Raw genomic sequence first — 23,267 nt, forward strand, 5'->3', positions numbered from 1 at the left:
AGTCCCGACCAGAGCCGGGAAAATTTCACGACGTTGCACTGCGGTAAGGGTGGCGCTTTCCGCCGCTTGCGTTCTGCCGTTTAATGGGGAAGCGACAATTCCGTTCGCACCAGGTGCCCGCCGATGTGGAACCGCCCGAGGTCCGATCTCAAGGTCCGTCTGACGTTGCGCGTGGCTGCGATATCGGCCGCCTGCTTCGCCGCGATCTCCGCCTATTTCCTGATTACGGCCGACCGCGCCGCGCATGCGCGGATCGACGCTATCGCAGTCATCGTGGCCAAGACGCTGGAGCTGCAGCAGGGCAAGATCCAGTGGGTCGCGAGCCCCCGCTCCGACTTTCCCAACCTCGACCCTGTCTCGACCTATGTGATGACGCCCGGCCTGTGTCTGGCGTTCCGTGGCACGAGCGGTGACATCCTCCAGCGCTTCTGCAGCGGCGCGCCGACACCGGCGAACCCAGCGCCGCAGGCCTTCGCGGCCTTCTATCACGGCATGTTCGACCCCGGCCGCGAGGCGGTACGGCCGGTGATCGTGCGCGGCGCGAAACTCGGCGAGGTCGTCGTCTCCGTCGATCCCGCCGTGCAGACGGCCGACGCCTGGCACGAGGCCGGCCGCCTGATGCTCGCGCTGGCGATTGCGCTACCGCTGTTGTGCGTTCTGGTCTACGCCGCACTGGCGCGGGCGCTGCATCCCACCCGCATGATCCGCACCGGCTTGGAGCGGATCGCGGCCAACGATCTCACGACGCGGCTGCCGCCGTTCGACCTCGCCGAGCTCTCGGCGATCCGCGACGTCTTCAACCACCTCGCCGAGAGCCTCGATACCGCGCTTGCCGAGCGTGCCGAGTTGACGCGAAAGCTGATCGCGCTCCAGGACGAGGAGCGGCGCCATCTCGCGCGCGAGCTTCACGACGAGTTCGGCCAATCGCTGGCCGCCATCCGCGCGCTCGCCGCCTCCGCCCGCCAGACCGCCGCGCAGGACTGCCCATCCCTGCTGTCCGAATGCGACGGCATCGCGCGGACCGCGACCGGCATGATGGAGACGTTGCGTGGCACACTGTTCCGGCTGCGCCCGCCCGACGTCGAGGAGCTCGGGCTCGTCGCCAGCCTCGAAGGTCTGGTTGCGGGGTGGAACGGGCGCAGCCGCGGCGAGACGCGGTTTGCGATCCGTTTCAACGGCACATTCGAGACCCTGCCGGCCACCATCAGCGCCAGCCTGTACCGCATCGTGCAGGAGGCGCTCACCAACGCTGCCAAGCACGCCGGCGCCACCAAGGTGAGTCTGGAATTGACGATGCGCGCTGACGAGATCGCGCTTGCGATCGACGACGACGGACGGTCGAACGATCCCGCCGCGAAATCCGGCATGGGCCTGCTCGGCATGCGCGAGCGCGTCGCGGCCCTGCGCGGCCGGTTGAGCTTTGAGGCTGGCCCGTCCGGCGGCACCGCGCTACGCGTCGCCATTCCGCTCGCAGCCGCCGATCAGCCGCTGCTGGAGCGCGCGGCATGAGCGCGACGATCTTGCTGGTCGACGATCATTCCGTCGTCCGCGAGGGTTATCGCTCGGTGCTCCAAAAGCAGCCGGGCCTGCGCGTCATCGCCGAAGCCGGGGACGGCGCGGAGGCCTATCGCCTGTTCAAATCCGAGGCGCCCGACCTCGTCATCATGGATCTGAGCATGCCCGGTATCGGCGGCATCGAGGCCGTCAGGCGCATCAGGCAATGGGACAAGGCCGCAAAAATCCTCGTCTTCACCATGCACGAGAATGCCGGCTTTGCCGTGCAGGCGATCCGCGCCGGCGCGCGGGGCTATGTCACCAAGACCAGCCCGCCCGAGACGCTGGTGCGCGCGGTGATGGACGTGCTCGCCGGCAAGATCGCCATCAGCCCCGACATCGACCACGAGCTCGCGCTGAGCCGGCTCGCCGGCGAGAGCTCGGCCGCCGACGTGCTCACGCCGCGCGAATTCGAGGTGCTGCGGCTGCTGCTCGCCGAAAAGACCACGGACGAGATCGCCGAGACGCTGCATGTCAGCCCGAAGACGGTGGCGAACCTGCACTCGCTGATCAAGGACAAGCTCGGCGTCGGCTCCGACATCGAGCTGGTCCGGCTGGCACTGCGCCAGGGGATTTTGACAGAGATTGGTCTCGGCGAAGCCTGACCGCTCAGGCGAGATAACGCGTCAGATAGCCTTCCATCGCGTAAAGCGCGCAGAGCGCCAGGCTCGACCACACCGCGGCGCTGAAATACAGGAACATCCAGGTCAGCTCGCCCTTCCAGTGCGCGATGTCGTGGGTCACCACCCAGCGCGTCGAGACATCGTGCAGGCCTTCGAGGAAGCCGAGGAACCTGCCGCCCTCGGCGTGCCCTGCCCGCCAGCGGCTGAGATACATCGGCACGTCGACGGTGACGAGGAAGGCGAGGAAGCAGGCGATGCCGACGATGCCTGAGATCAGCGCCCAGCGCACCGGTCCCTGGAATTCCGGCATGAGGCGGCACAGCGCGATGCCGGCGAGGAAGAAGGTGACCGCCCACAGCGAGTTCTCGATCGCGTTGAAGAGGAAGTTGGTCGTCACCACCGCGTACCAGGAGAAGCATTCCGCGATGACGATGATGGGCACGATCACGAGCGCAATGTTCACCACGGTCTGCGCGCCCGTCATGTGACCCAGCTGATGCAGGATGATCGCCCACTGCGCGACGAAGCACAGTTCGGCCACGGTCGCGACCGTACGGCCGACGAAGACGCTCGACAGCCAGGTGTCGAACAGGCAGATGCGCTGCACGTCGGCCCGCGGCAGGAACGAGCGGAAGGCGCAGCCGAACACGTAGCCGGCGCAGAGCAGGAACATCAGGCCGATATCCGAACCGCCGCCGACGCTGCCCGCCAGGCTCGGGTAGAACTCGCGGTACAACATGAACCAGACGAAAATGTTGGCAGCGCTGACCAGCGTCAGGGACCCCCACCACCACGCCAGGGGATTTGACCGTGCCTGCCACTGCAACATGAATCGCTCCGACGTAACCGAGATGACATCTACTCGTAATAATCCTGTCACAACAAGCCATGGAATCACGACAAAAATCCGTGTGCGGATGTGCTTTCCGCGCATTTCTCGCCTTCGCTTAAGCCGCCGCTCTACGTCCGCATAGTGGACACATAGAGCGGCTTCTCTGAATTTATTGGACAACCGACGCCACCGGGTTCATTAAACCTGCATGGCTCGAGCCGCGTCCAAACCGCCCCACGCCTCCGCGTCCGCCGCCGCAGTGCTGGCCTCGAGCGCTGACGACGCCGCGTTTGCGACCACGCTGGCCAAGGGCCTCGTGGTGCTCGAGGCCTTCAAGGCCGGGGCGACGCTGCTCGGCAACATGGAGCTGTCGACACTGACGGGGATTCCGCGGCCGACGGTGGCGCGGCTGACGCATACGCTCGCCGAGCTTGGCTACCTCCGCTACGATTCCGGGCGCGCCAAATATCGCGTCGGCGCGCGCGCACTTCGCATGGCGCATCCGCTGCTGGCCGACATGCAATTCCGCCAGGTTGCGCGCCCGTTGATGCAGGAGCTGGCGCAGAGCGTGCGCGGCACGGTCTCGATCGGCCTGCTCGACGCGACCTCCATGATCTATGTCGAGACCGCGCGCTCCGGCGACGTCGGCCCGCACGTCCCCGATATCGGCATGCCGATTCCCGTGGTCATGACGGCGATGGGCCGCGCCGCCGCGGCGAGGTTGCCGACGGCCGATGCGGCACGCCTCGAAGAGCGTATTGCGAGCGAAGACGCCGAGCTGTGGTCGGCCTTCCGCGACAAATATCGCGCCGGGCTCGCGCAATGCGCCAGCCGCGGCTTCTGCACCTGCTGGGGCGAGTACATGGCCTCGATCCACGCCGTCGCCGCACCGTTGTTTTATGTGAGTGAGACGAAGCAGTCGTTCTCGATCAATTGCGGCATTCCCGCGTTCCGGCTCCAGCCGGGCCAGCTGGAGAGCGAGATCGGGCCGCGCATCGCGGCACTTGCCGACAGCATCCGCGCCATCATAGGCGCGGCAGGGCCCGCGGCCGAGACACAAAAGCAAAACAAGAAGAGGGCCAGGAAATGAACAAGAACACTGGCACTCCACCACCGGGAGGCCATCATGAGCATCACACGCCGAACATTGCTGGGCACCCTCGCCCTATCCCTGCCCGGACTTCCAGTCTCCGCGCGCGCTGAGGATTCCTGGCCGTCACGCCTCGTGCGGCTGATCTCGCCCTATGGGCCCGGCGGCTCCAACGACATCTCGCTGCGCCTGCTCGCCGAAGAGTTCGGCCGCAGCCTGCATCAGCAATTCATCGTCGAGAACAAGCCGGGCGCCGGCACGCGTATCGCCAACGATGCCGTCGCGCATGCGCCGGGCGACGGCTACACCCTGCTCTATGTCGCTGCGCCCTACGCCACCGCCGAGGCGCTGTTCGGCAAGCTGACGTATGAGCGCAAGGACCTTCAGCCGGTCGCGATGGCGGTGATCGCACCGCTGTTCCTGATCATCAGCGCTGACGCCCCGTTCAAGACGCTGCCGGAACTGATCGCCTACGGCAAATCGAAGCCGGATGGACTGACCTTCGCCTCGCCCGGCGCCGGCTCGCAGCCGCACCTTGCCGGTGAGCTCTTGTTCCGGGATGCCGGCGTCAAGGGTCTCAACATCCCCTTCCGCGGCGATGCGGCCTCCTACACCGAGCTGCTGGCCGGCCGCGTCGACGCGACGCTGACGGCGCTGCCGACCGCGCTACCCTATATCCAGAGCGGCAAGTTCATCGTGCTCGGCGTCGCCTCGCCCGAGCGCAGCGCGCTCTACCCGCAGGCGGCGACCCTGCGCGAACAGGGCTTTCCCAACGTGGCCGCCGCCGGCTGGTACGGCTTCATGGCGCCCGCCACGACGCCACGCGCCATCGTCGACAAGCTCCAGGCCGAAGTTTTGCGCGCGCTCGCCGAGCCCGCGATCAGGGACAAGCTGACCGCCCAGGGTCTCGAGGTGCGCCCCGGCACCGCCGCCGAGTTCGGCCAGTTCATCGACCGGGAGACGCAAAAATGGACCGCGTTGATCCGCGACGCCGGGCTCAAGGGCGAGTGACTGTCACAAACAGGGAATGGAAATGAAAGCCGATCTTCTCAAACGCGTCGCGGCCTCTGCACTCGCTCTCGCGCTGTCGATCCCGGCGGCACAGGCGCAGAAGAAATATGATGCCGGCGCCTCCGACGCCGAAATCAAGGTCGGCCAGACCGTGCCGCTGAGTGGTCCGGCCTCGGCCTATGCCGTGATCGGAAAGACCCAGGCCGCCTACATGAAGATGATCAACGACCAGGGCGGCGTGAACGGTCGTAAGGTTGAGCTGATCCAGTATGACGACGCCTATTCACCGCCGAAGACGGTGGAACAGACCCGCAGGCTGGTCGAGAGCGACGAGGTGCTGCTGACATTCCAGATCATCGGCACCGCACCGAACGTCGCCGTACAGAAATATCTCAACGCCAAGAAGGTCCCGCAGCTGTTCGCGGCAACCGGCGCGGCGCGCTTCACCGACCCGAAGAACTTTCCTTGGACGATGGGCTTCAACCCGTCCTATCTCGTCGAGGGCCGAATTTACGCACAATATCTTCTGAAGAACCATCCGAACGCCAGGATCGGCGTGCTCTATCAGAACGACGACCTCGGCAAGGACTATCTCGCCGGCCTCAAGGCCGGTCTCGGCGACAAGGCGAAGATGGTCGTGGCCGAGACCTCCTACGAGATCACGGAGCCGACGATCGACTCACAGATCCTGCGCCTGAAGGACGCCGGCGCCGATGTGCTGTTCAGCGCCACGACGCCGAAGCAGGCTGCGCAGGCGATCAAGAAGGTTGCGGAGATCGGCTGGAAGCCGCTGCACATCATCGACATCAACGCTTCCTCGGTCAGCGCGGTGCTGAAGCCCGCCGGGCTCGACAACGCCAAGGGGGTCGTCAGCGTCGGCTACGTCAAGGATTCCGCCGATCCCGAATGGAAGGACGATGCCGGCATGAAGCGCTATCTCGCCTTCATGGCGAAGTATTATCCTGATGGTGACAAGGATTCGAACCTGAACGTCTACGGCTACATCACCGCCCAGCTTCTGGTGCAGGTGCTGAAGCAATGCGGCGACGATCTCACCCGCGAGAACGTGATGCGCCAGGCCGCCAGCCTCAAAAACATCGAACTCGACCTGACGCTGCCGGGAATCTCGGTGACGACGACGCCGACCGATTACCGCGTCAACAAGCAGTTCCAGATGGTGCAGTTCGACGGCCAGCACTGGCAGAAGCTCGGCGGCATCGTGACGGACGAAGCGAAGGAGTAAGGGGCGTACTCACCCCTTCATCCCGGCGACATACGCAGCCAGTTTGTCCAACGTCTGGTAGCCGTATTCGACGGCGCCGAAGCCGATCATGCCGTCGCGCTGCGCGGTGCTCGAGGCCAGTTGCCGCATCATCAGCACCGTCTTGCCGTTGCTCTGCTCGGCAAAGGTGACGGTGAAGCGGAACATGCCGGGATCCTCGTCCTGGTCGACGCCGTGGTCCATCTCCATCAGCGAGGGCCGCTCGATGCGGCGGAAGCGCATGCGGTTCGGATAGACCGTGCCGTCCGGCCCGATCATGTTGAAGCGCCAGACACCGCCAACCCGCACGTCGATCTCGAAGGTCTCGAGCTTGAAGCCTTTCGGCCCGAACCATTGCGGCAGATGCTTTGGATCGGACCACGCCTCGAACACCAGATCGCGCGGCGCGTCGATCACGCGCGACATCACGATCTCGCGGTCGAGGGACCATTGCGACAGAGCGGGGTTGGCAGCATTCGTCATCACTCAGAACCTTTCCGTTTGGTTGTCTTGTCGGTTTTCTTGTCGGTTTTTCTGGACGGCCGCTTGGCGGCCTCCCTCTCTTTCTTGAGCTTCATCACGTAAGCTTCGAACCGGTCGAGCCGCGCCTCCCAGATCGCGCGCTGCTGCTGGAACCAGTCCTCTGCGCCAACCAGCGCGTCGGGGCTGAGACGACAGGTGCGCACGCGGCCGGATTTCTCCGACTGAACGAGCCCGCTCGTCTCCAGCACATGGATGTGCTTCATGAAGCTCGGCAGCGCCATGTCGAAGGGGTCGGCGAGTTCCCCGACCGATGCCTCGCCCACGCAAAGCCGCATCACGATCGCCCGCCGGGTCGGATCGGCAAGGGCCGCGAAGATATGGTCGAGGTGGGATAATTGGTTAGCCATGAAGCTAACTATACACGGTGGACGACGGGCGTCAACAATTGTTAGCCGATCGGCTAAGTTAAACTCCGTAGTCCGAATGGAACCGACAACGCGCAATCGTGAATTGGGACATCGCGCCCTCCCCGCTAAAAGAGAGCCGGGGGCGCACAAGCATGATTCATCAGAACACGTGCCACCTGTTGTCACCTCATCCCCGATCACCCGGCGAACCTTCGCCCGGGCTGCGCTCGTTCCGCTTGCGGTCGCGCTTGGGCCACGGCGCGCGTCCGCGGATTCCGACATGATCGCGCAGATGCGCGACATCGTCGCCGCCGAACTCGCGCCGACCGTGACGCCGGACCAGCCGGGAGGCCTCGCCGCCGCGCTCTATGCCGGCCACCATGTCGAGTTCTTCAACCACGGTTTTGCCGACGATACCACGCGGCGGCCGGTCACATCGGACACGCTGTTCAACCTCGGCTCGCTGCGCAAGCCGTTCGAGGCGTCACTGGTTGCGCTCGGCGCGCTCCGCGGCGAATTGCGGCTCGACGATCCCGTGCCGAAATATCTGCCCGAACTCACAGGCGACTATGTCCGCCGCGTCACCGTCGGCGAGCTCGCCACGCATACGTCGGGACTGTTGTTGCCGACCGACCATCCGCCCTGGCCGAACGAGCAATTTTCGCGGGCGCAGTTCATCGACATGTTCAACGCCTGGAAGCCCGAGGCCGGCGAGGCGCCCGGCAAGCAGCGCCTCTACAGCCATGCCGGCTACGTGCTGCTGCAGCTCGTGCTCGAGCGCCGTTACGGCGCGCCGATCGCGACGCTGTTCGAGCAGCGCATCCTTGGGCCACTCGGCATGACCGCGACCTCCGTGCCGGAACGCGGCGAGGACAACCGCGCCGCCATGGACGCGGCCTGGATGCAGCGGGTCGCCCAGGGCTATTCGGACCAGGGCGTGGCGGTCGGCCCGATCGGCAACCAGCAGAGCTATTTTGACTTCCCCGGCACCGGCCAGATGTTCTCCTCAGCGCGGGATCTTTCGACCTTCATTGCGGCCTCAGTCGACGACCGTTCGATCGATCCGCATCTGCGCGAGGCGCTGCGGATGACGCAGCACGAGGCCTTCCGCATCGACGAGAAATTCGGGCAGGGCATGGCCTGGGAGACGGTGCATCTTCCCGACGCCATTGTCGTCGACAAGCCGGGCGGCCTCAATAATGCCTCCGGCTATATCGGCCTCGTGCCGGCGCGGCGGATCGGCATCGTGCTGCTGGCCAATCGCGGCGAATACCCGCATGAGATCGCCCGCTACAAGATCCTGCCCGCGCTGGCAAGGCTCGTGGCTTCGCGCTGAACGATGCAATCAGAAGTGATAGTTCGCGCCGACGCGAACAACATGAAAGTCGAGATCACTGAAGTGCGTGCCGATGGTCGAAGGCGTAGTACCAGCAAGCGCAGGCGCTGTTGAAACGATGTTACTGCTTCCGAGATTGACGTAGAGATACTCGGCCTTCAAGGAAACATTTTGCCAGGCGGCATACTCAAATCCGCCACCCACCGTGTATCCGGTCAATATCTTGGTCGTCGGTCCCGTGTAGCAGGCTACTGAAGCCGCGCAGACAGCGCTTACAGTGCCCCCGGCCACGGCGGTGAAACCTATTGTGTTGCTGAGAATGGAATCTTCGCGGACCGATCCGTAAGCCAAGCCGCCCGTACCGTAGACGAGCAGCTTGTTGGTCGCGAGCAATCCAGCGCGAGCGCGAAGCGTTCCGAACCATTCGACATTCTGCTGCGCTTCAATCTGCCCCGGTCGCCCAATGACCGCGTAAGGAGTCGCCGCCGATCCCTTAATGTCACTGCCCTGAAAATCCGCCTCAAGACCAATCAACCAATTCGGCGACACCTGCCAATTGTAACCAGCCTGCGCGCCGCCGAGAACACCTTTGACATCGTAGGCAACCGGCGCTGCGGCAGTACCGAGGTTTCCGATAATTGAATTGGAGACAATGTCATTCGCAGTAAAGGTCGCAGTCGGATCATTGAACGCATAGCCAACGTTGAGGCCGCCATAGAAGCCGGTCCAGTTGTAGGCTGGCGCCATGACCGGCGTCTTGGTGTAATGCGCCGCGAGATCGGCCGCATGCACGGACGCGGTGCCCAAGGCAACTGAGACAACCGCCAGCAAATACTTCTTCATTCCAATGTCCTTGCCCCACGCGATTGAGCTCGCGTTTTCGCATGCGCGCGGGTGGGAGCGATCCGGCGCAGAGTTGGGATAGGTGCCGCGCCGCCTCCCGTCTTGGACTGCGGCGAAGTTCACAGGGACTGTGACGTAGTTTGCGGCCCATCGCGTGCGAAGTGTAACCAGTGTGGCCGACGTGCCACACATCTGCCCTGCCGCGGCAGTGGCGCGCAACGCAGGCCCGCAACGCGCAACGGTGTCGCGTCAAGACAAAGCAGCGCCGACGCGATTCGATTCTGCCGGCCTCACACCGAGCGCGTCAGCCCGCCGTCGACGCGGATGTTCTGGCCGGTGATGTAGGCAGCACCCTCGGACGCCAGGAACGACACCGTCGCCGCGATCTCCTCGACCTTGCCGTAACGCTTCATCGGCACGCTGTCGCGGCGCGCGTCGAGCTGCGGCAGGCTGTCGATCCAGCCCGGCAGCACGTTGTTCATACGGATATTGTCGGCCGCATGGGTGTCGGTGAAGATCTTTGTGAAGGCGGCAAGGCCGGCGCGGAACACCGCGGAGGTCGGGAACATCGCGCTCGGCTCGAACGCCCAGGCGGTCGAGATGTTGATGATGGCGCCGGCCTTCTGGGCCTGCATCACCGGCGTCACCAGCCGGGTCGGACGGATCACGTTGAGCAGATAGGTATCGAGGCCCGTGTGCCACTGCTCGTCGGTAATTTCGGTGATCGCCGCGCGTGGCCCGTGGCCGGCGCTGTTGACGAGCACGTCGATGCGTCCCCACTTGGCAAGCGCGCCGTCGACGAGGCGCTTCAGATCGTCGTTCGACTTGTTGGAGCCGGTGACGCCGAGGCCGCCGAGCTCGGCCGCGAGCGCCTCGCCCTTGCCGGAGGACGACAGGATCGCGACGCGAAATCCGTCGGCCGCGAGCCGCCGGGCAGCGCCCGCCCCCATACCACTGCCGCCGGCGGTGACGAGTGCGACCTTCTCTGCTGCCATGATGATCATCCCTGTGTTGAGGCGAGCCGCCGGCCCGGCCTATCATGAGGGCTTCTACAGCCAGACACGTCGGCTGGTCCACCGTCGAAGGCATCCGTCATGAGCGATTTGCAGATCCGCAATTTGCGCCCCGAGGAGATCTCCATCGCGATCGACTGGGCCGCCGCCGAGGGCTGGAATCCGGGCCTTGCGGACGCCGCCTGCTTCGCCATTCCCGACATCAAAGGCTTCTTCATCGGCGAGATCGACGGCGAGCCGGTCGCGACCATCTCCTGCGTCAATTACGATGATCGCTTCGCCTTCCTCGGCTTCTACATCGTGCGCGCGGAGCTTCGCGGCTCAGGCCACGGCCTGCGGATATGGAACGCGGCGGTCGCGCATGCAGGCTCGCGGGTGATCGGACTCGACGGCGTCGTGGCGCAGCAGGACAATTACAAGAAATCCGGCTTCCAGTTGGCCTACGCCAATATCCGCTATGGCGGCACCGTCGCCGCGGCGCCAGCGCCCGCCGATGTCGTCGCGCTCGACAAAGTCCCGTTCGCGCTCGTGGAAGCCGACGACGCCACGGTCTTCCCCGCGCCGCGCAGCGCCTTCCTGCGCGCTTGGATCAAGGCACCAGGCCATGTCGGCCGTGCGCTGCTGCGCGATGGCAGGCTTGCCGCCTGGGGCGTGATCCGGCGATGCCGGAGCGGCTACAAGATCGGCCCGCTCGTCGCCGACGATCGCGGCACGGCGGAGAAGATCGTGCAGGCGTTACTCGCAAGCACAGGCGGCGGCGAGATCTTTCTCGATGTCCCCGCGATCAATGGCGAGGCCGTCGCGCTCGCGGAAGCGCTCGGGCTCAAGCCGGTGTTCGAGACGGCGCGAATGTATACGGGGCCGATTCCGACGCTGCGGATCGACCGTGTCTTTGGCGTAACCAGTTTCGAGCTCGGCTAGCGCTGCTCAGTAGCAGCGCATGATGTTGACGGTGTGCTCGCCGCCACTGCGGCCGGGCACCGTCACCTGCTCGGTCGGACAGCTCGGCACATAGGGCCGGTCGGACGGCACCGCGTTCGGCGGGAAGCGATGGGTCCAGTCCCAGGGAACGTCATAGGTGTAGGTGTAGCGCACGTCGTTGGTAACGGGCTGTCCGATATCGACGAAGGGCTGGTTGTCGTTTCCTCCGCCGTAGTAGAACCCGCCGCCGCCCGGCCAATAGACCCAAGGCGTGTTGCGGCCGCGGAACCGGGCACCCGGTGCGATCGGCGGACGCGCCACCGCGCCGGGAGGCGCAGCAGTGGCCACGACGCCATGCGGCGCGGCGCCGCCGGGCCTGGCAAAACTGTCACTGGAGCTAAGGAGCAGCGCGGCTGCGCTGAGCGAGGCGACGAGCGCCCCATATGATCTGGACATCATGATACGCACCAACTCGTTTCGGCGGCTCCCCACCGCACGCTAGGCCGGGCCGTCACCCACCCGCAAACGTATAATTAATTGTTGGTTAAGGCACGGGATTAACAGGGAACAGGGTGCGGCAGAACGCGCGGGATTCCCGTCTCATTTCAGTTACTTCGTTCCAGGAAACAATGCTTCATAACTTGTTGATCGGAGTTGATCGCACCCGCCGCCGGAGTCCGGAACGCTCCCCCATCGCGGTCGTTGGCCCCGACAAGAAGCAAGGGAGCATCTTCAATGCAGAACAAGTCAAAACTCCTCTGCCTGATCACGGCGTCACTCGTCGCGGGCACAACGGCCGCGTCGGCACAGGGCTACGGCTGGAACGGACCGCGCGCCGGCTGGGACCGTACCGCTCCCGCCTATGAGCCGGTTCAGCCGCGCGCATACCATCCGGAAGCCACCGGGCGGTATGGCGCGCTCAACGGCTCCAATCACCCCGCGCCGAGTTCGACACAGGGCGATGTCGGCCCGGAAGGAAACAATAACGGCACACTGACCGGCGTCTATCGCAACTGGTAACGCCGCTCACGTCGAGGCCCATCGTCCGCCCGGGACGGTGGGCCTTCGCGCGTCAGCGGCCATGCTGCTTGCGCAGCCAGTCGAGCATGTCCTGCGCATTGCCGGTGCCCTGCGACACGATGGCGGTGTTTCCGCCGCTGCGCCGGTACACCGTGGTGCGCCCGGGCTCTTTCTCGATCCTGACCTCGGCCTGCGCCGGATCGCCGCTTTGCGTAATCGCCGCCGTCCCGTTCTCGTCCTGAACCACCGTGGTGTGGCCATCGCCGGCCCCGGCGGGTGCCATCGCGACCACGCCGATGAAACCTATTCCGGATGCGAGTAGGAGCAATCTCATGTCACACCTCCATCATCATCGACTGAACTGGAAGATCGCCAGCCAGTTGAAACGTCCGAACTGCCTCACCGCTCCACTGTTCATGTCGCCGATCTGAAGCAGGAGCGTATTGGTGGAGTTGCCGATCTGGGTGATGTCGGCGGTGTTGCTGAGACCGGACTGACCGACCGCCGCGTTGGTGGTGCCGCCCACCTGGATCACGTTGGCAAAATTGCGCGTGCCGTTCTGGATGATCGTGGCATCCACCGTTCCGGTGCCGCCGATCTGGATCACCCGCGCGATATTGACGCGGCTGTTCTCCTCGATCGTGACAGGCTGAACGTTGTCGCCGAATTGCACGATCGTCTCGATGCTCACGTTCCGGTTGGTCACGCTGCGCTGGACCGATCCAGCCGACGCCGGCGTCGCCGCGCCGAGGGCGGCAAAGAGCGCCGCCACGGCCAGAACCCGCTTCAAGGCCTCTCTGCCATATCGCATCGCGCTTCCCCGCTGGTTCCCGACGCCGATGAGTTCACGCGCCTCTCAAGGTGCGTTCTGGACAATCGTGGAGTTGTTGACCGCGCTGAACTGCACCACTGCGCCCGTGTTCATGGTGCCGAGCTGGGACACCAGACTGGTCGCCGACTGGCCGGTCTGGCCGACAAAGGCGAAATTGTTCATGCCGGCCTGCCCGATCGATGCCGAATTCGTTCCGCCGAATTGCAGGATGCCCGTGGCATTATTGGTGCCGTTCTGCGTCACTGTCGCACTGGTGCTGCCGCCGATCATGAACACGCCCGCCATGTTGAGCTGACTGTTCTGGTTCAGCACCACCGGCGGACCGCCGACCGACACGATGGTCTTGATGTCTACGCTTTGCGCGCCGGCCGGCCCAGTTGCGCAACCGAGCGCGAGAAGCGCGACCCAAGCGACGCCTGGAATGTATTTCATGACATGCCTCACCGCGATTATGGAGCCTGCTGGAGTACAGTCGAGCCGTTCAGGATTCCGAGCTGGGCTACGCCGGCCGCGTTGTTGGCGCCGATCTGCCCGATCAGGCTCGAATTTGAGCCTCCGGCCTGGCCGGCCTGCGCCGAGTTGGTCGCGGTCGCGGTGGTGCCGCCCTGCCCGATCACCGAGGTGTTAACGCCGATGAGCGAGCCTATCTGGAGCGTCGTCGCGGTGTTGGTGGCACCGAACTGCATGGTCGTGGCGCTGTTGCTGGTGCCTCCGCTCTGCGAGATGAAGGAGTTGCTGGTTGCGCCGAATTGCAACACGCTGGCCGAGTTGCCGGCCTGGGCATCGACAGCAGCGAGCAAGCTGAACGCGACGGCTGTCGCGACAAGAAATTTGGTTCGCATGTCATTTCCTCCGCGAATGTCGGCCGTCGTCCGGGCGCGCCGCGCTGTGGCGCGCCCGGACGGTCCGGAGCTGTCCTAGTGCGCAGTCTGCGAGACGGTGCTCGAGTTCGTTCCGAAGAAGCCGAACTGGAACAGACCCGCGGAATTGCTCTGCGCTGCCGGCGGTCCGAACGAATTCTGGTTGACCTGACTCGCGTTGCTGCCGAAGGCTACCTGCGCGGTGGACGACGAATTCTGGACGCCGACCTGGGTCATCGAGCTGCCGTTGTTCAGCCCAATGCTGGTCGTCCCCTGCGCAGCGGTCCCGCTGTTCACGATGCCCAGCTGGCTCAACGACGCGCTGTTATTCGTCGGCCCCTGCTGCGAGACGCTGGAGCCGTTGATGATGCCGACCTGAACGGTCGTCGACGTGTTGGCTGCCTGCGCGGCGGACGACAGAGCGAACACGGCGATGGAAGCGAGGAGCAATTTGCGCATGGAGTATCCCTTCTGTTCAAGTGTTTGATCAATTTACAGATGCCGTCTTGGAGGAGCTCGACATCGTGGGATGACTCTGAACCGATTGCGGCCTGCGCGACAGACTGCAGTTCATGCTAATCGGTACGGACTAGGCGTTGTGCGGCAGGTCGCCACGCGCAGCCTAGGCTTGCGACTGTCCCGTACTGCTCCGCGCAGTCTCCTGCCCCATGCTGTCGATCAATTTCACCACTTCAATCGGCGAACGCAGCTCAAGCTTTCGCATCATCCTGGCGCGATGGACCTTCGCGGTCACCTCGCTGACCCCAAGTCTTGCCGCGATCTGCTTGGCGACGAGCCCCTCCGCCATCAGCAGCATGATCTCCCGTTCGCGGGCGGTCAGCCTCTCGACGCGCTGACGTGCTCCGCGCACTGTGTCTTCGCGCTCCATCCGCCTGCGATCGCGGTCGATGCCGTGCCTGATCGCATCGAGGATCTCCTGTTCGCGGAAGGGCTTTGGCAGAAACTCGACCGCGCCGCGCTTCATGGCCTCGACGGAGACACGGACGTCCGAATGGCCGCTGATGAAGACGATCGGTATCGGCACGCCCGATTCAGCGAGCTTGCGTTGAAGCTCGAGCCCGGTCGGCGACGTGCCGGGAAAGCGGACGTCAAGCACGAGGCATGACGGTCCGCCGGAAAGACTCTCGTTCAGGAACTCGTCCGTCGAGGCAAACAATCTCACCTGGTGCCCCGTCTCCTCGCAGAGGCTTCCGATCGCGTTTCGTATCTGGATTTCATCATCAACGACATAAACTGTGGCTTGATTTGAAATCATTGCAACAGACTCCCGGACCTGGCGCTCGATGATCAAGCAACGAGCCATCCATTGTTCTTGCAAGCGATAACAAGGTGCTTGGAGGCATGCGCGATGACCGGACGAGTCGCATCGGCCGACCGATGCGAGGTCTTACGGCCAACACGCGCTCAAGACGAGTGAAGACGTTCACATATCTGGCTTCGTGATCCAAGGGAGCTTCGTGATCCAAGCGAGTTGACGCCGCCAGCTGCGGCGTCACGGCGAGGAGCCGTGTCGGGAATGCGGCGATCAGGCGTCGCGGCCGAGATCTCGCCAGCTGCGTCATGGCGTCGCCACTCACGTGCCGACTTGAACGCCGACGGGCAGCCGGTTGGGCCAACCAGACGGGACGTTCAGTCAACTTGTCGAGTTCGATACCGCGCGCGTTTTTTCCATACGCCTCATATGTGTTCCGCGCAAATCACGAAAAGTCGCACCCGCCAACCTTACTTCTGGATCATGGAGCGAACCCGTCCGTCGCACTATCAACGGCGACATACTGTGGACAGGGGCATTACCCTGGATGAAATACAACCATAGCGCGTTATTCGGCATTTCCGCCAACAGTGTCATTTCAAGAAGGCGGGTTTTGATATGCGATTTGTGCCAGTCATTGTGCTGTTTGGAACTGCATGCGGCCTCGCCACTATCTACGGCGCGGCACCGGACGTCGTCGCGGGCGCTGCCGGGAGCGCCGCTGATAGCGCGAGCCGCGCCTATGAATCGACGAGGCGGTTCCTCAAGCCTGCCGGCGGCGAAACCCCGACCTTCGGATCGGATGCGCCCCTGTTCCGCTATGCCGCGATCCAGCGCGGCAGCATCGAGCAGACCGTCACCGTCACCGGCGCCCTGCAACCGGTCAAGACCATCGAGGTCGGTTCCCAGCTGTCGGGCCAGCTCGCCCGGGTCTATGTCGACTTCAACGACACCGTCGGCAAGGACCAGCCGCTCGCCTTGATCGATCCGCGCAGCTTCGCGGCCAAGGTCGACGAGGCCAAGGCAGCGCTGGCGGTCGCCGACTCCTTCGTCGACATCGAGCGGGCCAAGCTCGATCGCGCCAGGATCGATCTGCAAAACGCCAAAGGCAGCAGGGACGTGCTCGCCGCCAAGCTCGACAGCGCCCAGGCGGTCAAGGCGTCGGCGCAGAAGACCTTGCAACGCAAGCTGGCGCTCCAGTCGCAAAATGTCGTGGCAACGTCGACCGTCGACGACGCGCAGACGGAATTCACCGCGCGCGTGGCCCAGGAGCGCGAGGCCGAAGTCCTCATGTCCCTGAATGCCTACGCCGTCGAGGGCGCGCAGGCCGACGTCCGCCGGATCGAGGCCGAGCTGGATCAGGCCAGAATGGCGGTGCCGGAGAAGGCCGCCGTCCTTGCGGCGGCCCAGGCCGATCTCGACCGCACCGTGATCCGTTCGCCGATCGACGGCGTCGTCGTCGGCAGGTTCGTCAACGAGGGCCAGACGCTCGCGGTCGGCCTCGAATCCCGCACCACCTTCGTGGTCGCCCACCGCCTGGAAGACATGGAGATTCACGCCCAGGTCGACGAAGCCGATATCGGGCGCATCGCCCCCCGCCAGCGCGCCCATTTCACGGTGGATGCCTACCCCGACCGCCGCTTCGAAGCCGTGGTGCGGCAGGTCCGCAAGGCGCCGCAGAACCAGCAACACGTCGTCACCTACACCGTCGTGCTGTCGACCTCCAATCTCGACGGCGCGCTGCTGCCCGGCATGACGGCTCTGGTGAAGATCGTGATCGAGCGGCAGGACGATGTGCTGAAGGTGCCGCTCGCCGCGCTGCGTTTCCAGCCGTCTGGCACGCCGCCGGACCCAACGGCCGCGCACGGCGGCGTGTGGGTGCGCACTGCGAGCGGCTCGCTCCAACGCATTGCGGTGACCGTCGGCGCGGCCGGCACCGAACAGGTCGCGCTCAAGAGCGGAGACCTCGTCGAGGGCAGCCAGGTCGCCGTCGGACAGGCGATCCGGCCGGCCGGCATGGAATTTCTCGGCATCAGGTTCGGATCATGACAACAACCCTGCCCCTCATCAGCCTCCGATCCGTCGGCAGGACCTACCGCACGGACGGGGTCGCGGTCACGGCGGTACGCAATGTCAGCTTCGACATCGATCAGGGCGAGATCCTCGCCATCATGGGACCGTCCGGTTCCGGCAAGTCCACGCTGATGAACATGATCGGGTTGCTCGACCTCCCCAGCGAGGGCGCGATCTATCTCGAGGGCGCAAATGTCGCCGACCTCTCGGAGGACCGCAGGTCGACCTTGCGCGCCCGCAGCATCGGTTTCGTATTCCAGTCCTACAATTTGCTCGCGCGCCACAACGCGGTCGAGAACGTCGCTTTGCCGCTGGTCTATGGCGGCATCGGCCACAAGGAGCGCCTCGCGCGCGCTGAGCAGAGCCTGGAGGCCGTCGGCATGCTGCACCGGGCCCATCACTTTCCGCGGCAGCTCTCGGGTGGCGAGCAGCAGCGCGTCGCGATCGCGCGGGCGCTGATCGCTTCCCCGCTGATCGTGCTCGCCGACGAGCCGACCGGCGCGCTCGACAGCCGCACCGGCGCCGAGATCCTGGCGCTGTTCGCCGCGCTCAACCGCAACGGCCAGACCATCGTGATGATCACGCATGATCCCGGCATCGCGACGCAGTGCCGGCGCACCATCCGCCTGCACGACGGCGAGCTCGTCAGCGACGAGACACTGTCCCAGCTGCTGCCAAAACGGAGCGCTGTGTCATGACGATGCTCCAGGGTTTTCAGATCGCCCTGCACGCCCTGCGCCTCAATCCGCTGCGCAGCTTCCTCACCATGCTCGGCATCGTGATCGGCGTCGCGTCTATCGTGACGGTGTTCGCGATCGGATCCGGTGCGCAGCTTCGCCTCCAGGAACAGATCCGCTCGATCGGCGCCAACGTGCTGATGATCACGCCCGGCGCAGTCTATCAGGGCGGCGTGCGCCTCAAGGACGGCAGCAAGCTGACGATGACCGAGAGCGACGTGCAGGCCATCCTCGAACAGATTCCGGAAATCCAGGCCGCGGCCGGCTCGATCGCCGGAACGGCGCAAATCATCCACGAGAGCAAGAACTGGAACACGACCATCAACGGTACGACGACCGGCCACTTCATGGTGCGGGACTGGCAGCTGGCGACCGGGCGCCATTTCTCCGGCGCCGAAGAGGCTGGCGCCGGCAAGGTCGTGATCCTCGGAAGCACGGTCGCGCGCGAGCTGTTCGCGCCCGGCGACGATCCGATCGGCGCGCAGATCAGGATCATGAAGGTGCCGCTCGAAGTGATCGGCGTACTCGATCGCAAGGGCCCGGCGCAGGATGACGTCGCCTTCGTCCCCCTCACCACGGCCAAGCTCCGCTTCCTCGGCAGCGCGAGCAACATCAACCGGGATTCAGTCGCCTACATCATCGCCAAGGTGGCCGCGGATGGTCAGATGGCGGGCGCACGAACGGAGATCGAAAGCCTGCTGCGGCAGCGCCACCGCGTCCCCGCCGGCCAGGACGACGACTTCAAGGTCCAGGACCCGGCCGCCGCCATGGAAGCGCAGCAGGGCGCGATCCGCACCGTGGCGCTCCTGCTCGTCGCCATCGCCTCGGTCTCGCTGCTCGTCGGCGGCATCAGCATCATGAACGTCATGATCGTGTCGGTCACCGAGCGCACGCGGGAGATCGGAATCCGCCGCGCGTTGGGCGGACGGATGCGGGATATCCGGCTGCAATTTCTTTGCGAGGCGCTCGTCCTCTGCCTGCTCGGCGGCGCCATCGGCGTTGTCGGCGGCATCACGCTTTCGATGACGGTCGCCCGCATGGCCGGATGGATCACCTCGATCGACGGCGAGGCGATCGGCCTTGCCCTCGTTTTCTCGATCGCGACCGGCCTGATCTTTGGGTTCTATCCCGCCCACAAGGCATCCCGACTCAGCCCGATCGAGGCGCTCAAGACGGAGTGAGAAGATGCCGGCGGCGGCCACGTCAACCGGAAAACCAGGGAGGAGCCAGTCATGAGTCCGGATCCTAAGGATTCGATCACACCGACACCGCGCGAACGTGAGCTGATGATGTTGATCGCGCGAGGCCTGCAGAACAAGAACATCGCCTACGAGCTCAAGATCTCGGAGAACACGGTGCGCGCGCATATCGGCAACATCATGCGCAAATACCGCCTTCAGAACCGGACCCAGATCGCGATCATCTATGCGCTCAAATCAGCCCCGCTTTCGTTGCGGCGCGACCTGACCAGAAGCCGAGCCAACCCTGCGGCGGTCAAGCCGGCCCAGGCGCTCGCACAGAATCCGCGGGTGCCGACCGCGCCGGAATAGCGGTCATGGCCACAAGCCCTTGTGCAGCCCGTCGGGCAAAACACCCAAGCCCGGGGTCAAGAGATAGCGCCCAAAATATTTCTCTTTATTCGAATTCGGATTTTTGTTAGGTCTTGTTCACTCCGGCCCAAGGAAGAGGGGCGTATCGCGATCGTCACGAACGCGGGCCGGGCGGCGGTGGACGTCAGTCACATCGGCGCGAAGGCTTTCGCAGGGCGGGCAACCGTGAGCGAAGGCGTCGCGCGCACGACCGGTGTGATCGGCGTACGGCGAAATCGTGTCGTCCTGGCGCCCGGGGTCTGTGCGCCAAGTCTTGTGGTGATGTGCGACGCCCAGCCGGGCGGGCGCGTCAGCCATCCGCAAGGCGACGGGGGCAATAGTGCAACGCTCCCCGGGGAGAGCACGACATAAGCCGTTCCAACCATTGCGCAGGGAAGGCCGGGATGCTCCGGTTGCCCTGTTTCCCGCTGTGCAGTGTAGCGCAATCTACCCATGGCATAGCGGACAATGGGAGCCAGCCGGCTCCCGGCCTTCCCTGCGCCCTCTTTCATTGGAGGGTGAGGCATCGAGGCAAAACTCGGGCGAAATGCGCCGCGAGAGGGCGAAGGTGTGTCTGCGATTGAACAAGGTCTCGTGCCCCGGACGCTGCGCAGCGCTTCCCCGGCGATGCGAAGCATCGTCCGGTGCAGCGGTGCGCTGCAGAGCCGGGGCCCATGCATCAGCGATCCGTGTGGCATCCTGGGTCCCGGCTCTGCGCAGCAACGCTCGCGCGTTGCACCGCGTCCGGGACACGAGAGCGACGCCCGACCTCCCCTTCGCCGCCGCACAGTGACGAATCCGTGGAGGGCCGGTCAACTCCTCATCACTTCTGGATGCCCTTTGGGTCTTGTAACAAAACTGTCATACAGCAAAACTAAACGAAGGCGGGGGCCGCGGTCGCGGCCATTGCCGCCTCACCGTTAGGAGAGATTTTGATGCGCCGTTCACTGGTGTTGCTGTCCGCCGGACTGACAGTGCTGTCCACCGGACTTGCCTCCGCTGAGAATAACACGCCCCGTAACCTGATCCTGTTCATTCCGGACGGACTGCGCGCGCTGAAGGTCACCCCTGAAACGGCGCCTGCAATGGCCGAGGTCCGCGACAAGGGCGTCAATTTCAAGAACTCGCACTCCCTGTTCCCGACCTTCACCATGGCCAACGGCTCGGCGATGTCGACCGGCCATTATCTCGGCGATACCGGCGTGTTCTCCAACACGATCTGGACCAATTACACCTCGGTCCCGGCCGGCGACACCGTGGTCCCCTTCATCGAGAATGACGCCGTGCTCGGCGACATCGACGAGCATTTCAAGGGCGACTATCTCAACGAGGAAACCATCCTGAAGCTGGCCCGCGACAAGGGATACAGCACCGCAGCGCTCGGCAAGCATGGTCCGACCTACCAATTCGACCACACCGACAAGCCCGAGAAGCCCGGCCTCCATTCGATCGTGTTCGACGATGCCACCGGTGGCAAGGTCGGGGTTGCGCTGTCGGACGAGGTGAAGGCGGCACTGACCAAGGCCGGCCTCCCCGTCGTCACGCCGCCGCGCGGCGACAACTCCAAGGCGGGCGATGCCAAGACGCCCGGCACTGTCGTCGCCAACGTCGCGCAGCAGGCCTATTTCGCCGACGTCGCCGCCAAGGTCGTGCTGCCGATGTTCAAGGCGCGCAACAAGCCGTTCGTGCTGGTGTTCTGGTCGCGCGATCCCGATGGCAGCCAGCACAACACTGGCGACAGCCTCAACCAGATCAAGCCCGGCATCAACGGCCCGACCTCGATGGCCGGCATCAAGAACGCCGACGACAATCTCGCCCAGCTCCGCAAGGCCCTGGACGAGCTCGGCCTCACCGCCACGACCAACATCATGGTCCAGGCCGATCACGGCTTCTCGACCATCTCCAAGGAAAGCAAGACCAGCCCCTCGGCCAAGCTCAGCTATGACGACACGCCCAAGGACTTCTTGCCGATGGGCTTCCTGGCGATCGACCTCGCGAAAGCGCTCGACCTGCCGCTGTTCGACCCCAACGACAAGAACGCCGCGATCACCGGCAACGCGCATCCGAAGGCCGGCAATGGCGTGCTCGGCAAGGACCCGACCAAGCCCGATCTCGTCGTCGCCACCAATGGCGGTTCGGACCTGATCTACCTGCCGAACAAGGACAAGAAGCTGGCGGCAAAGACCATCAACGCACTGCTGGAACAGGACTACGTCTCCGGCCTGTTCGTCGAGGACTCGCTCGGCCGCTTCCCCGGCACGTTGCCGCTGTCGAGCATCAACCTGCGCGGCAAGGCCGCGACGCCGACGCCGGCGATCGTCGTCAACTTCCGTTCCTATGCCAGCGATTGCGGCGAGGCGCCGACCAACTGCTCGGTGCAGGTCGCGGACACCGTCCTGCGCCAGGGTCAGGGCATGCATGGCAGCTTCAGCCGTGGCGACACCATGAACTTCATGGCCGCAATCGGTCCTGACTTCAAAGCCGGCTATGTCAGCGAGACCCCGGTCAGCAATGCCGACGTCGGCATGACCGCCGCCCAGCTGCTCGGCCTGCGCGGTTCGCAGAACGGCGGCCTCGTCGGCCGCGTGATGTCAGAGGCGCTGCCCAACGGCATCGTGCCGAAGGCATTCAAGAGCGTGGAGCGGTCGAAGAAGAAGTCCGAGAACGGTCTGGAGACCGTGCTCAACGTGCAGCGCGTCGGCAGCCAGCGTTATTTCGACGCCGCCGGCTTCCCCGGCCGCACGCTCGGCCTCGAGCCGGACACCGACAAACAAAAAACGGCGGGGAAGTAACCCCGCCGCTCAAATGCGTCCTCGCGAGAGAGACGGAATTTTACATGCCGATGTCGAACACGTTCGGCAATTGGCCCGCCAGAGGCAGCGCGGTGGCGCCGAGGAACGTCGCCACCATCGCCATCAGGCGACGGTTGTTCTGGCGCTTGCCGCGCATCTGGCCGGCGATCCACTCCAGCATCTCGCTGTTGACCTTCGAGGCATAGGACGGCGCCCAGCTCTCGATATCGGCCTCGGCCGACAGCGCGACGCTGCGCGGCGGCACCTTCAGGCCCGAGGCGCTCGCGGCATAGTGCGCCACGGCCTTGGCCAGCAAATCGTCGAACCGGCCACCATCGGTGCGCTCGGTCGCGGCTTCGTTGATCTCGAACAGCGCTTCGGCTTCGGAGCGGCTGACCGGCTGGTCGTTGACGGCGGTGGCCGTCAGGATGCGCGTACACCAGGCGGTGTCATCGGCATCGAGCGAGCGGGAAAAGTGGACCCGGCCCTTGGTGGTCGGGCCTTCGCCCGTGATCACACCGTCGCGCACGATGGAGAGTGCATGGGCCGAGGTATCGCGGCAGGACGGTTCGAGGGACGGCGACTCAACGGACTTCGGCATTGCGGCAGACATAGTTCACTTCCAGATTTCTTCTGATCGACCAGCATTTTCATGCGGGCGTAAAGGGGTGGTTAATGATTCGATATGGGGATCGCGACTTTTCTAGATGGTTGCCA

At 64.6% G+C, this 23,267-nt stretch carries 26 protein-coding genes; 13 read left to right on the plus strand and 13 right to left on the minus strand.

What is annotated here, in order from left to right:
- Positions 1–123: 123 nt before the first annotated feature.
- Positions 124–1,509, plus strand: a complete 1,386-nt coding sequence (locus IVB29_RS11010; protein WP_247503400.1) for a HAMP domain-containing sensor histidine kinase — start codon at positions 124–126, stop codon at positions 1,507–1,509.
- Entirely contained in the window at positions 1,506–2,159 is a 654-nt protein-coding gene (locus IVB29_RS11015; protein WP_247503401.1) for a response regulator transcription factor, read from the plus strand. Before IVB29_RS11010 ends, IVB29_RS11015 begins: the two co-directional genes overlap by 4 nt.
- Before the next feature lie 4 nt (positions 2,160–2,163).
- Here IVB29_RS11015 and IVB29_RS11020 read toward each other — a convergent pair whose 3' ends face one another.
- Positions 2,164–3,006, minus strand: a complete 843-nt coding sequence (locus IVB29_RS11020) for a hypothetical protein (protein ID WP_247503402.1) — start codon at positions 3,004–3,006, stop codon at positions 2,164–2,166.
- A gap of 211 nt (positions 3,007–3,217) precedes the next feature.
- Between IVB29_RS11020 and IVB29_RS11025 the strand changes: the two genes are divergently transcribed.
- From IVB29_RS11025 to IVB29_RS11035, 3 genes are read left to right on the plus strand one after another with little or no spacing between them, the layout of a single operon-like run.
- Positions 3,218–4,099, plus strand: a complete 882-nt coding sequence (locus tag IVB29_RS11025) for an IclR family transcriptional regulator (protein ID WP_247503403.1) — start codon at positions 3,218–3,220, stop codon at positions 4,097–4,099.
- Between the two features lie 36 nt (positions 4,100–4,135).
- Positions 4,136–5,110, plus strand: a complete 975-nt coding sequence (locus IVB29_RS11030; protein ID WP_247503404.1) for a tripartite tricarboxylate transporter substrate binding protein — start codon at positions 4,136–4,138, stop codon at positions 5,108–5,110.
- Positions 5,111–5,132: 22 nt separating this feature from the next.
- Entirely contained in the window at positions 5,133–6,353 is a 1,221-nt protein-coding gene (locus tag IVB29_RS11035; protein ID WP_247503405.1) for an ABC transporter substrate-binding protein, read from the plus strand.
- Positions 6,354–6,362: 9 nt separating this feature from the next.
- Here the strand turns inward: IVB29_RS11035 and IVB29_RS11040 are convergent, their stop codons facing one another.
- Complete coding sequence (locus tag IVB29_RS11040; protein ID WP_247503406.1) at positions 6,363–6,854, minus strand: SRPBCC family protein; 492 nt, start codon at positions 6,852–6,854, stop codon at positions 6,363–6,365.
- The gene (locus IVB29_RS11045) at positions 6,854–7,261 is read right to left on the minus strand and encodes a metalloregulator ArsR/SmtB family transcription factor (RefSeq protein WP_247503407.1); all 408 of its coding nucleotides are present in this window, start codon (positions 7,259–7,261) and stop codon (positions 6,854–6,856) included. The genes IVB29_RS11040 and IVB29_RS11045 overlap by 1 nt, the downstream gene beginning before the upstream one ends.
- Before the next feature lie 280 nt (positions 7,262–7,541).
- On the opposite strand from IVB29_RS11045, the gene IVB29_RS11050 reads away from it, so the two are divergent.
- Entirely contained in the window at positions 7,542–8,597 is a 1,056-nt protein-coding gene (locus tag IVB29_RS11050; RefSeq protein ID WP_247503408.1) for a serine hydrolase, read from the plus strand.
- A 9-nt stretch (positions 8,598–8,606) separates the two neighbouring features.
- Here the strand turns inward: IVB29_RS11050 and IVB29_RS11055 are convergent, their stop codons facing one another.
- Together IVB29_RS11055 and IVB29_RS11060 are read right to left on the minus strand one after the other, a co-directional pair.
- On the minus strand, positions 8,607–9,440 hold the full coding sequence (locus IVB29_RS11055; RefSeq protein ID WP_247503409.1) for an outer membrane protein: 834 nt from the start codon (positions 9,438–9,440) through the stop codon (positions 8,607–8,609).
- A gap of 290 nt (positions 9,441–9,730) precedes the next feature.
- Positions 9,731–10,435 carry an SDR family oxidoreductase gene (locus tag IVB29_RS11060; protein ID WP_247503410.1) on the minus strand — a complete coding sequence of 235 codons (705 nt, stop codon included), beginning with the start codon at positions 10,433–10,435 and terminating at the stop codon, positions 9,731–9,733.
- A 99-nt stretch (positions 10,436–10,534) separates the two neighbouring features.
- Here IVB29_RS11060 and IVB29_RS11065 point away from each other — a divergent pair, with 99 nt between their 5' ends.
- The gene (locus IVB29_RS11065; RefSeq protein WP_247503411.1) at positions 10,535–11,374 is read left to right on the plus strand and encodes a GNAT family N-acetyltransferase; all 840 of its coding nucleotides are present in this window, start codon (positions 10,535–10,537) and stop codon (positions 11,372–11,374) included.
- A gap of 6 nt (positions 11,375–11,380) precedes the next feature.
- Here IVB29_RS11065 and IVB29_RS11070 read toward each other — a convergent pair whose 3' ends face one another.
- Entirely contained in the window at positions 11,381–11,833 is a 453-nt protein-coding gene (locus IVB29_RS11070) for a hypothetical protein (protein ID WP_247503412.1), read from the minus strand.
- Between the two features lie 276 nt (positions 11,834–12,109).
- Between IVB29_RS11070 and IVB29_RS11075 the strand changes: the two genes are divergently transcribed.
- Positions 12,110–12,394, plus strand: coding sequence for a hypothetical protein (locus tag IVB29_RS11075; protein WP_247503413.1), 285 nt, complete (start codon positions 12,110–12,112; stop codon positions 12,392–12,394).
- A gap of 52 nt (positions 12,395–12,446) precedes the next feature.
- Here IVB29_RS11075 and IVB29_RS11080 read toward each other — a convergent pair whose 3' ends face one another.
- The 6 genes from IVB29_RS11080 to IVB29_RS11105 all read right to left on the minus strand — a co-directional run bounded on the left by IVB29_RS11080 (position 12,447) and on the right by IVB29_RS11105 (position 15,362).
- Positions 12,447–12,728: a hypothetical protein gene (locus IVB29_RS11080; RefSeq protein WP_247503414.1), complete on the minus strand. Its 282-nt coding sequence runs from the start codon at positions 12,726–12,728 to the stop codon at positions 12,447–12,449.
- Positions 12,729–12,743: 15 nt separating this feature from the next.
- Positions 12,744–13,184, minus strand: a complete 441-nt coding sequence (locus IVB29_RS11085; protein ID WP_276576850.1) for a curlin repeat-containing protein — start codon at positions 13,182–13,184, stop codon at positions 12,744–12,746.
- Between the two features lie 66 nt (positions 13,185–13,250).
- A complete protein-coding gene (locus IVB29_RS11090; RefSeq protein WP_247503416.1) occupies positions 13,251–13,658 on the minus strand; it encodes a curlin in 408 nt (135 codons plus the stop codon).
- A gap of 17 nt (positions 13,659–13,675) precedes the next feature.
- A complete protein-coding gene (locus IVB29_RS11095) occupies positions 13,676–14,068 on the minus strand; it encodes a curlin (protein ID WP_247503417.1) in 393 nt (130 codons plus the stop codon).
- A gap of 75 nt (positions 14,069–14,143) precedes the next feature.
- Positions 14,144–14,545 (minus strand): curlin subunit CsgB, encoded by a 402-nt coding sequence (locus IVB29_RS11100; RefSeq protein ID WP_247503418.1) that lies wholly within the window; start codon positions 14,543–14,545, stop codon positions 14,144–14,146.
- Between the two features lie 163 nt (positions 14,546–14,708).
- Positions 14,709–15,362: a response regulator gene (locus IVB29_RS11105; protein WP_247503419.1), complete on the minus strand. Its 654-nt coding sequence runs from the start codon at positions 15,360–15,362 to the stop codon at positions 14,709–14,711.
- Positions 15,363–15,977: 615 nt separating this feature from the next.
- Between IVB29_RS11105 and IVB29_RS11110 the strand changes: the two genes are divergently transcribed.
- The 5 genes from IVB29_RS11110 (at position 15,978) to IVB29_RS11130 (ending at position 22,550) form a co-directional block, all read left to right on the plus strand.
- A complete protein-coding gene (locus tag IVB29_RS11110; protein WP_247503420.1) occupies positions 15,978–17,408 on the plus strand; it encodes an efflux RND transporter periplasmic adaptor subunit in 1,431 nt (476 codons plus the stop codon).
- The gene (locus IVB29_RS11115) at positions 17,405–18,130 is read left to right on the plus strand and encodes an ABC transporter ATP-binding protein (protein ID WP_247503421.1); all 726 of its coding nucleotides are present in this window, start codon (positions 17,405–17,407) and stop codon (positions 18,128–18,130) included. The genes IVB29_RS11110 and IVB29_RS11115 overlap by 4 nt, the downstream gene beginning before the upstream one ends.
- Positions 18,127–19,350 carry an ABC transporter permease gene (locus tag IVB29_RS11120; RefSeq protein ID WP_247503422.1) on the plus strand — a complete coding sequence of 408 codons (1,224 nt, stop codon included), beginning with the start codon at positions 18,127–18,129 and terminating at the stop codon, positions 19,348–19,350. Before IVB29_RS11115 ends, IVB29_RS11120 begins: the two co-directional genes overlap by 4 nt.
- A gap of 51 nt (positions 19,351–19,401) precedes the next feature.
- Entirely contained in the window at positions 19,402–19,719 is a 318-nt protein-coding gene (locus IVB29_RS11125; protein WP_247503423.1) for a LuxR C-terminal-related transcriptional regulator, read from the plus strand.
- Positions 19,720–20,693: 974 nt separating this feature from the next.
- A complete protein-coding gene (locus tag IVB29_RS11130) occupies positions 20,694–22,550 on the plus strand; it encodes an alkaline phosphatase family protein (RefSeq protein WP_247503424.1) in 1,857 nt (618 codons plus the stop codon).
- Between the two features lie 40 nt (positions 22,551–22,590).
- Here IVB29_RS11130 and IVB29_RS11135 read toward each other — a convergent pair whose 3' ends face one another.
- The gene (locus tag IVB29_RS11135; protein ID WP_247503425.1) at positions 22,591–23,163 is read right to left on the minus strand and encodes a hypothetical protein; all 573 of its coding nucleotides are present in this window, start codon (positions 23,161–23,163) and stop codon (positions 22,591–22,593) included.
- Between the last annotated feature and the right edge of the window lie 104 nt (positions 23,164–23,267).

Source organism: Bradyrhizobium sp. 1 (genome assembly GCF_023073315.1).
Lineage (GTDB): Bacteria > Pseudomonadota > Alphaproteobacteria > Rhizobiales > Xanthobacteraceae > Bradyrhizobium.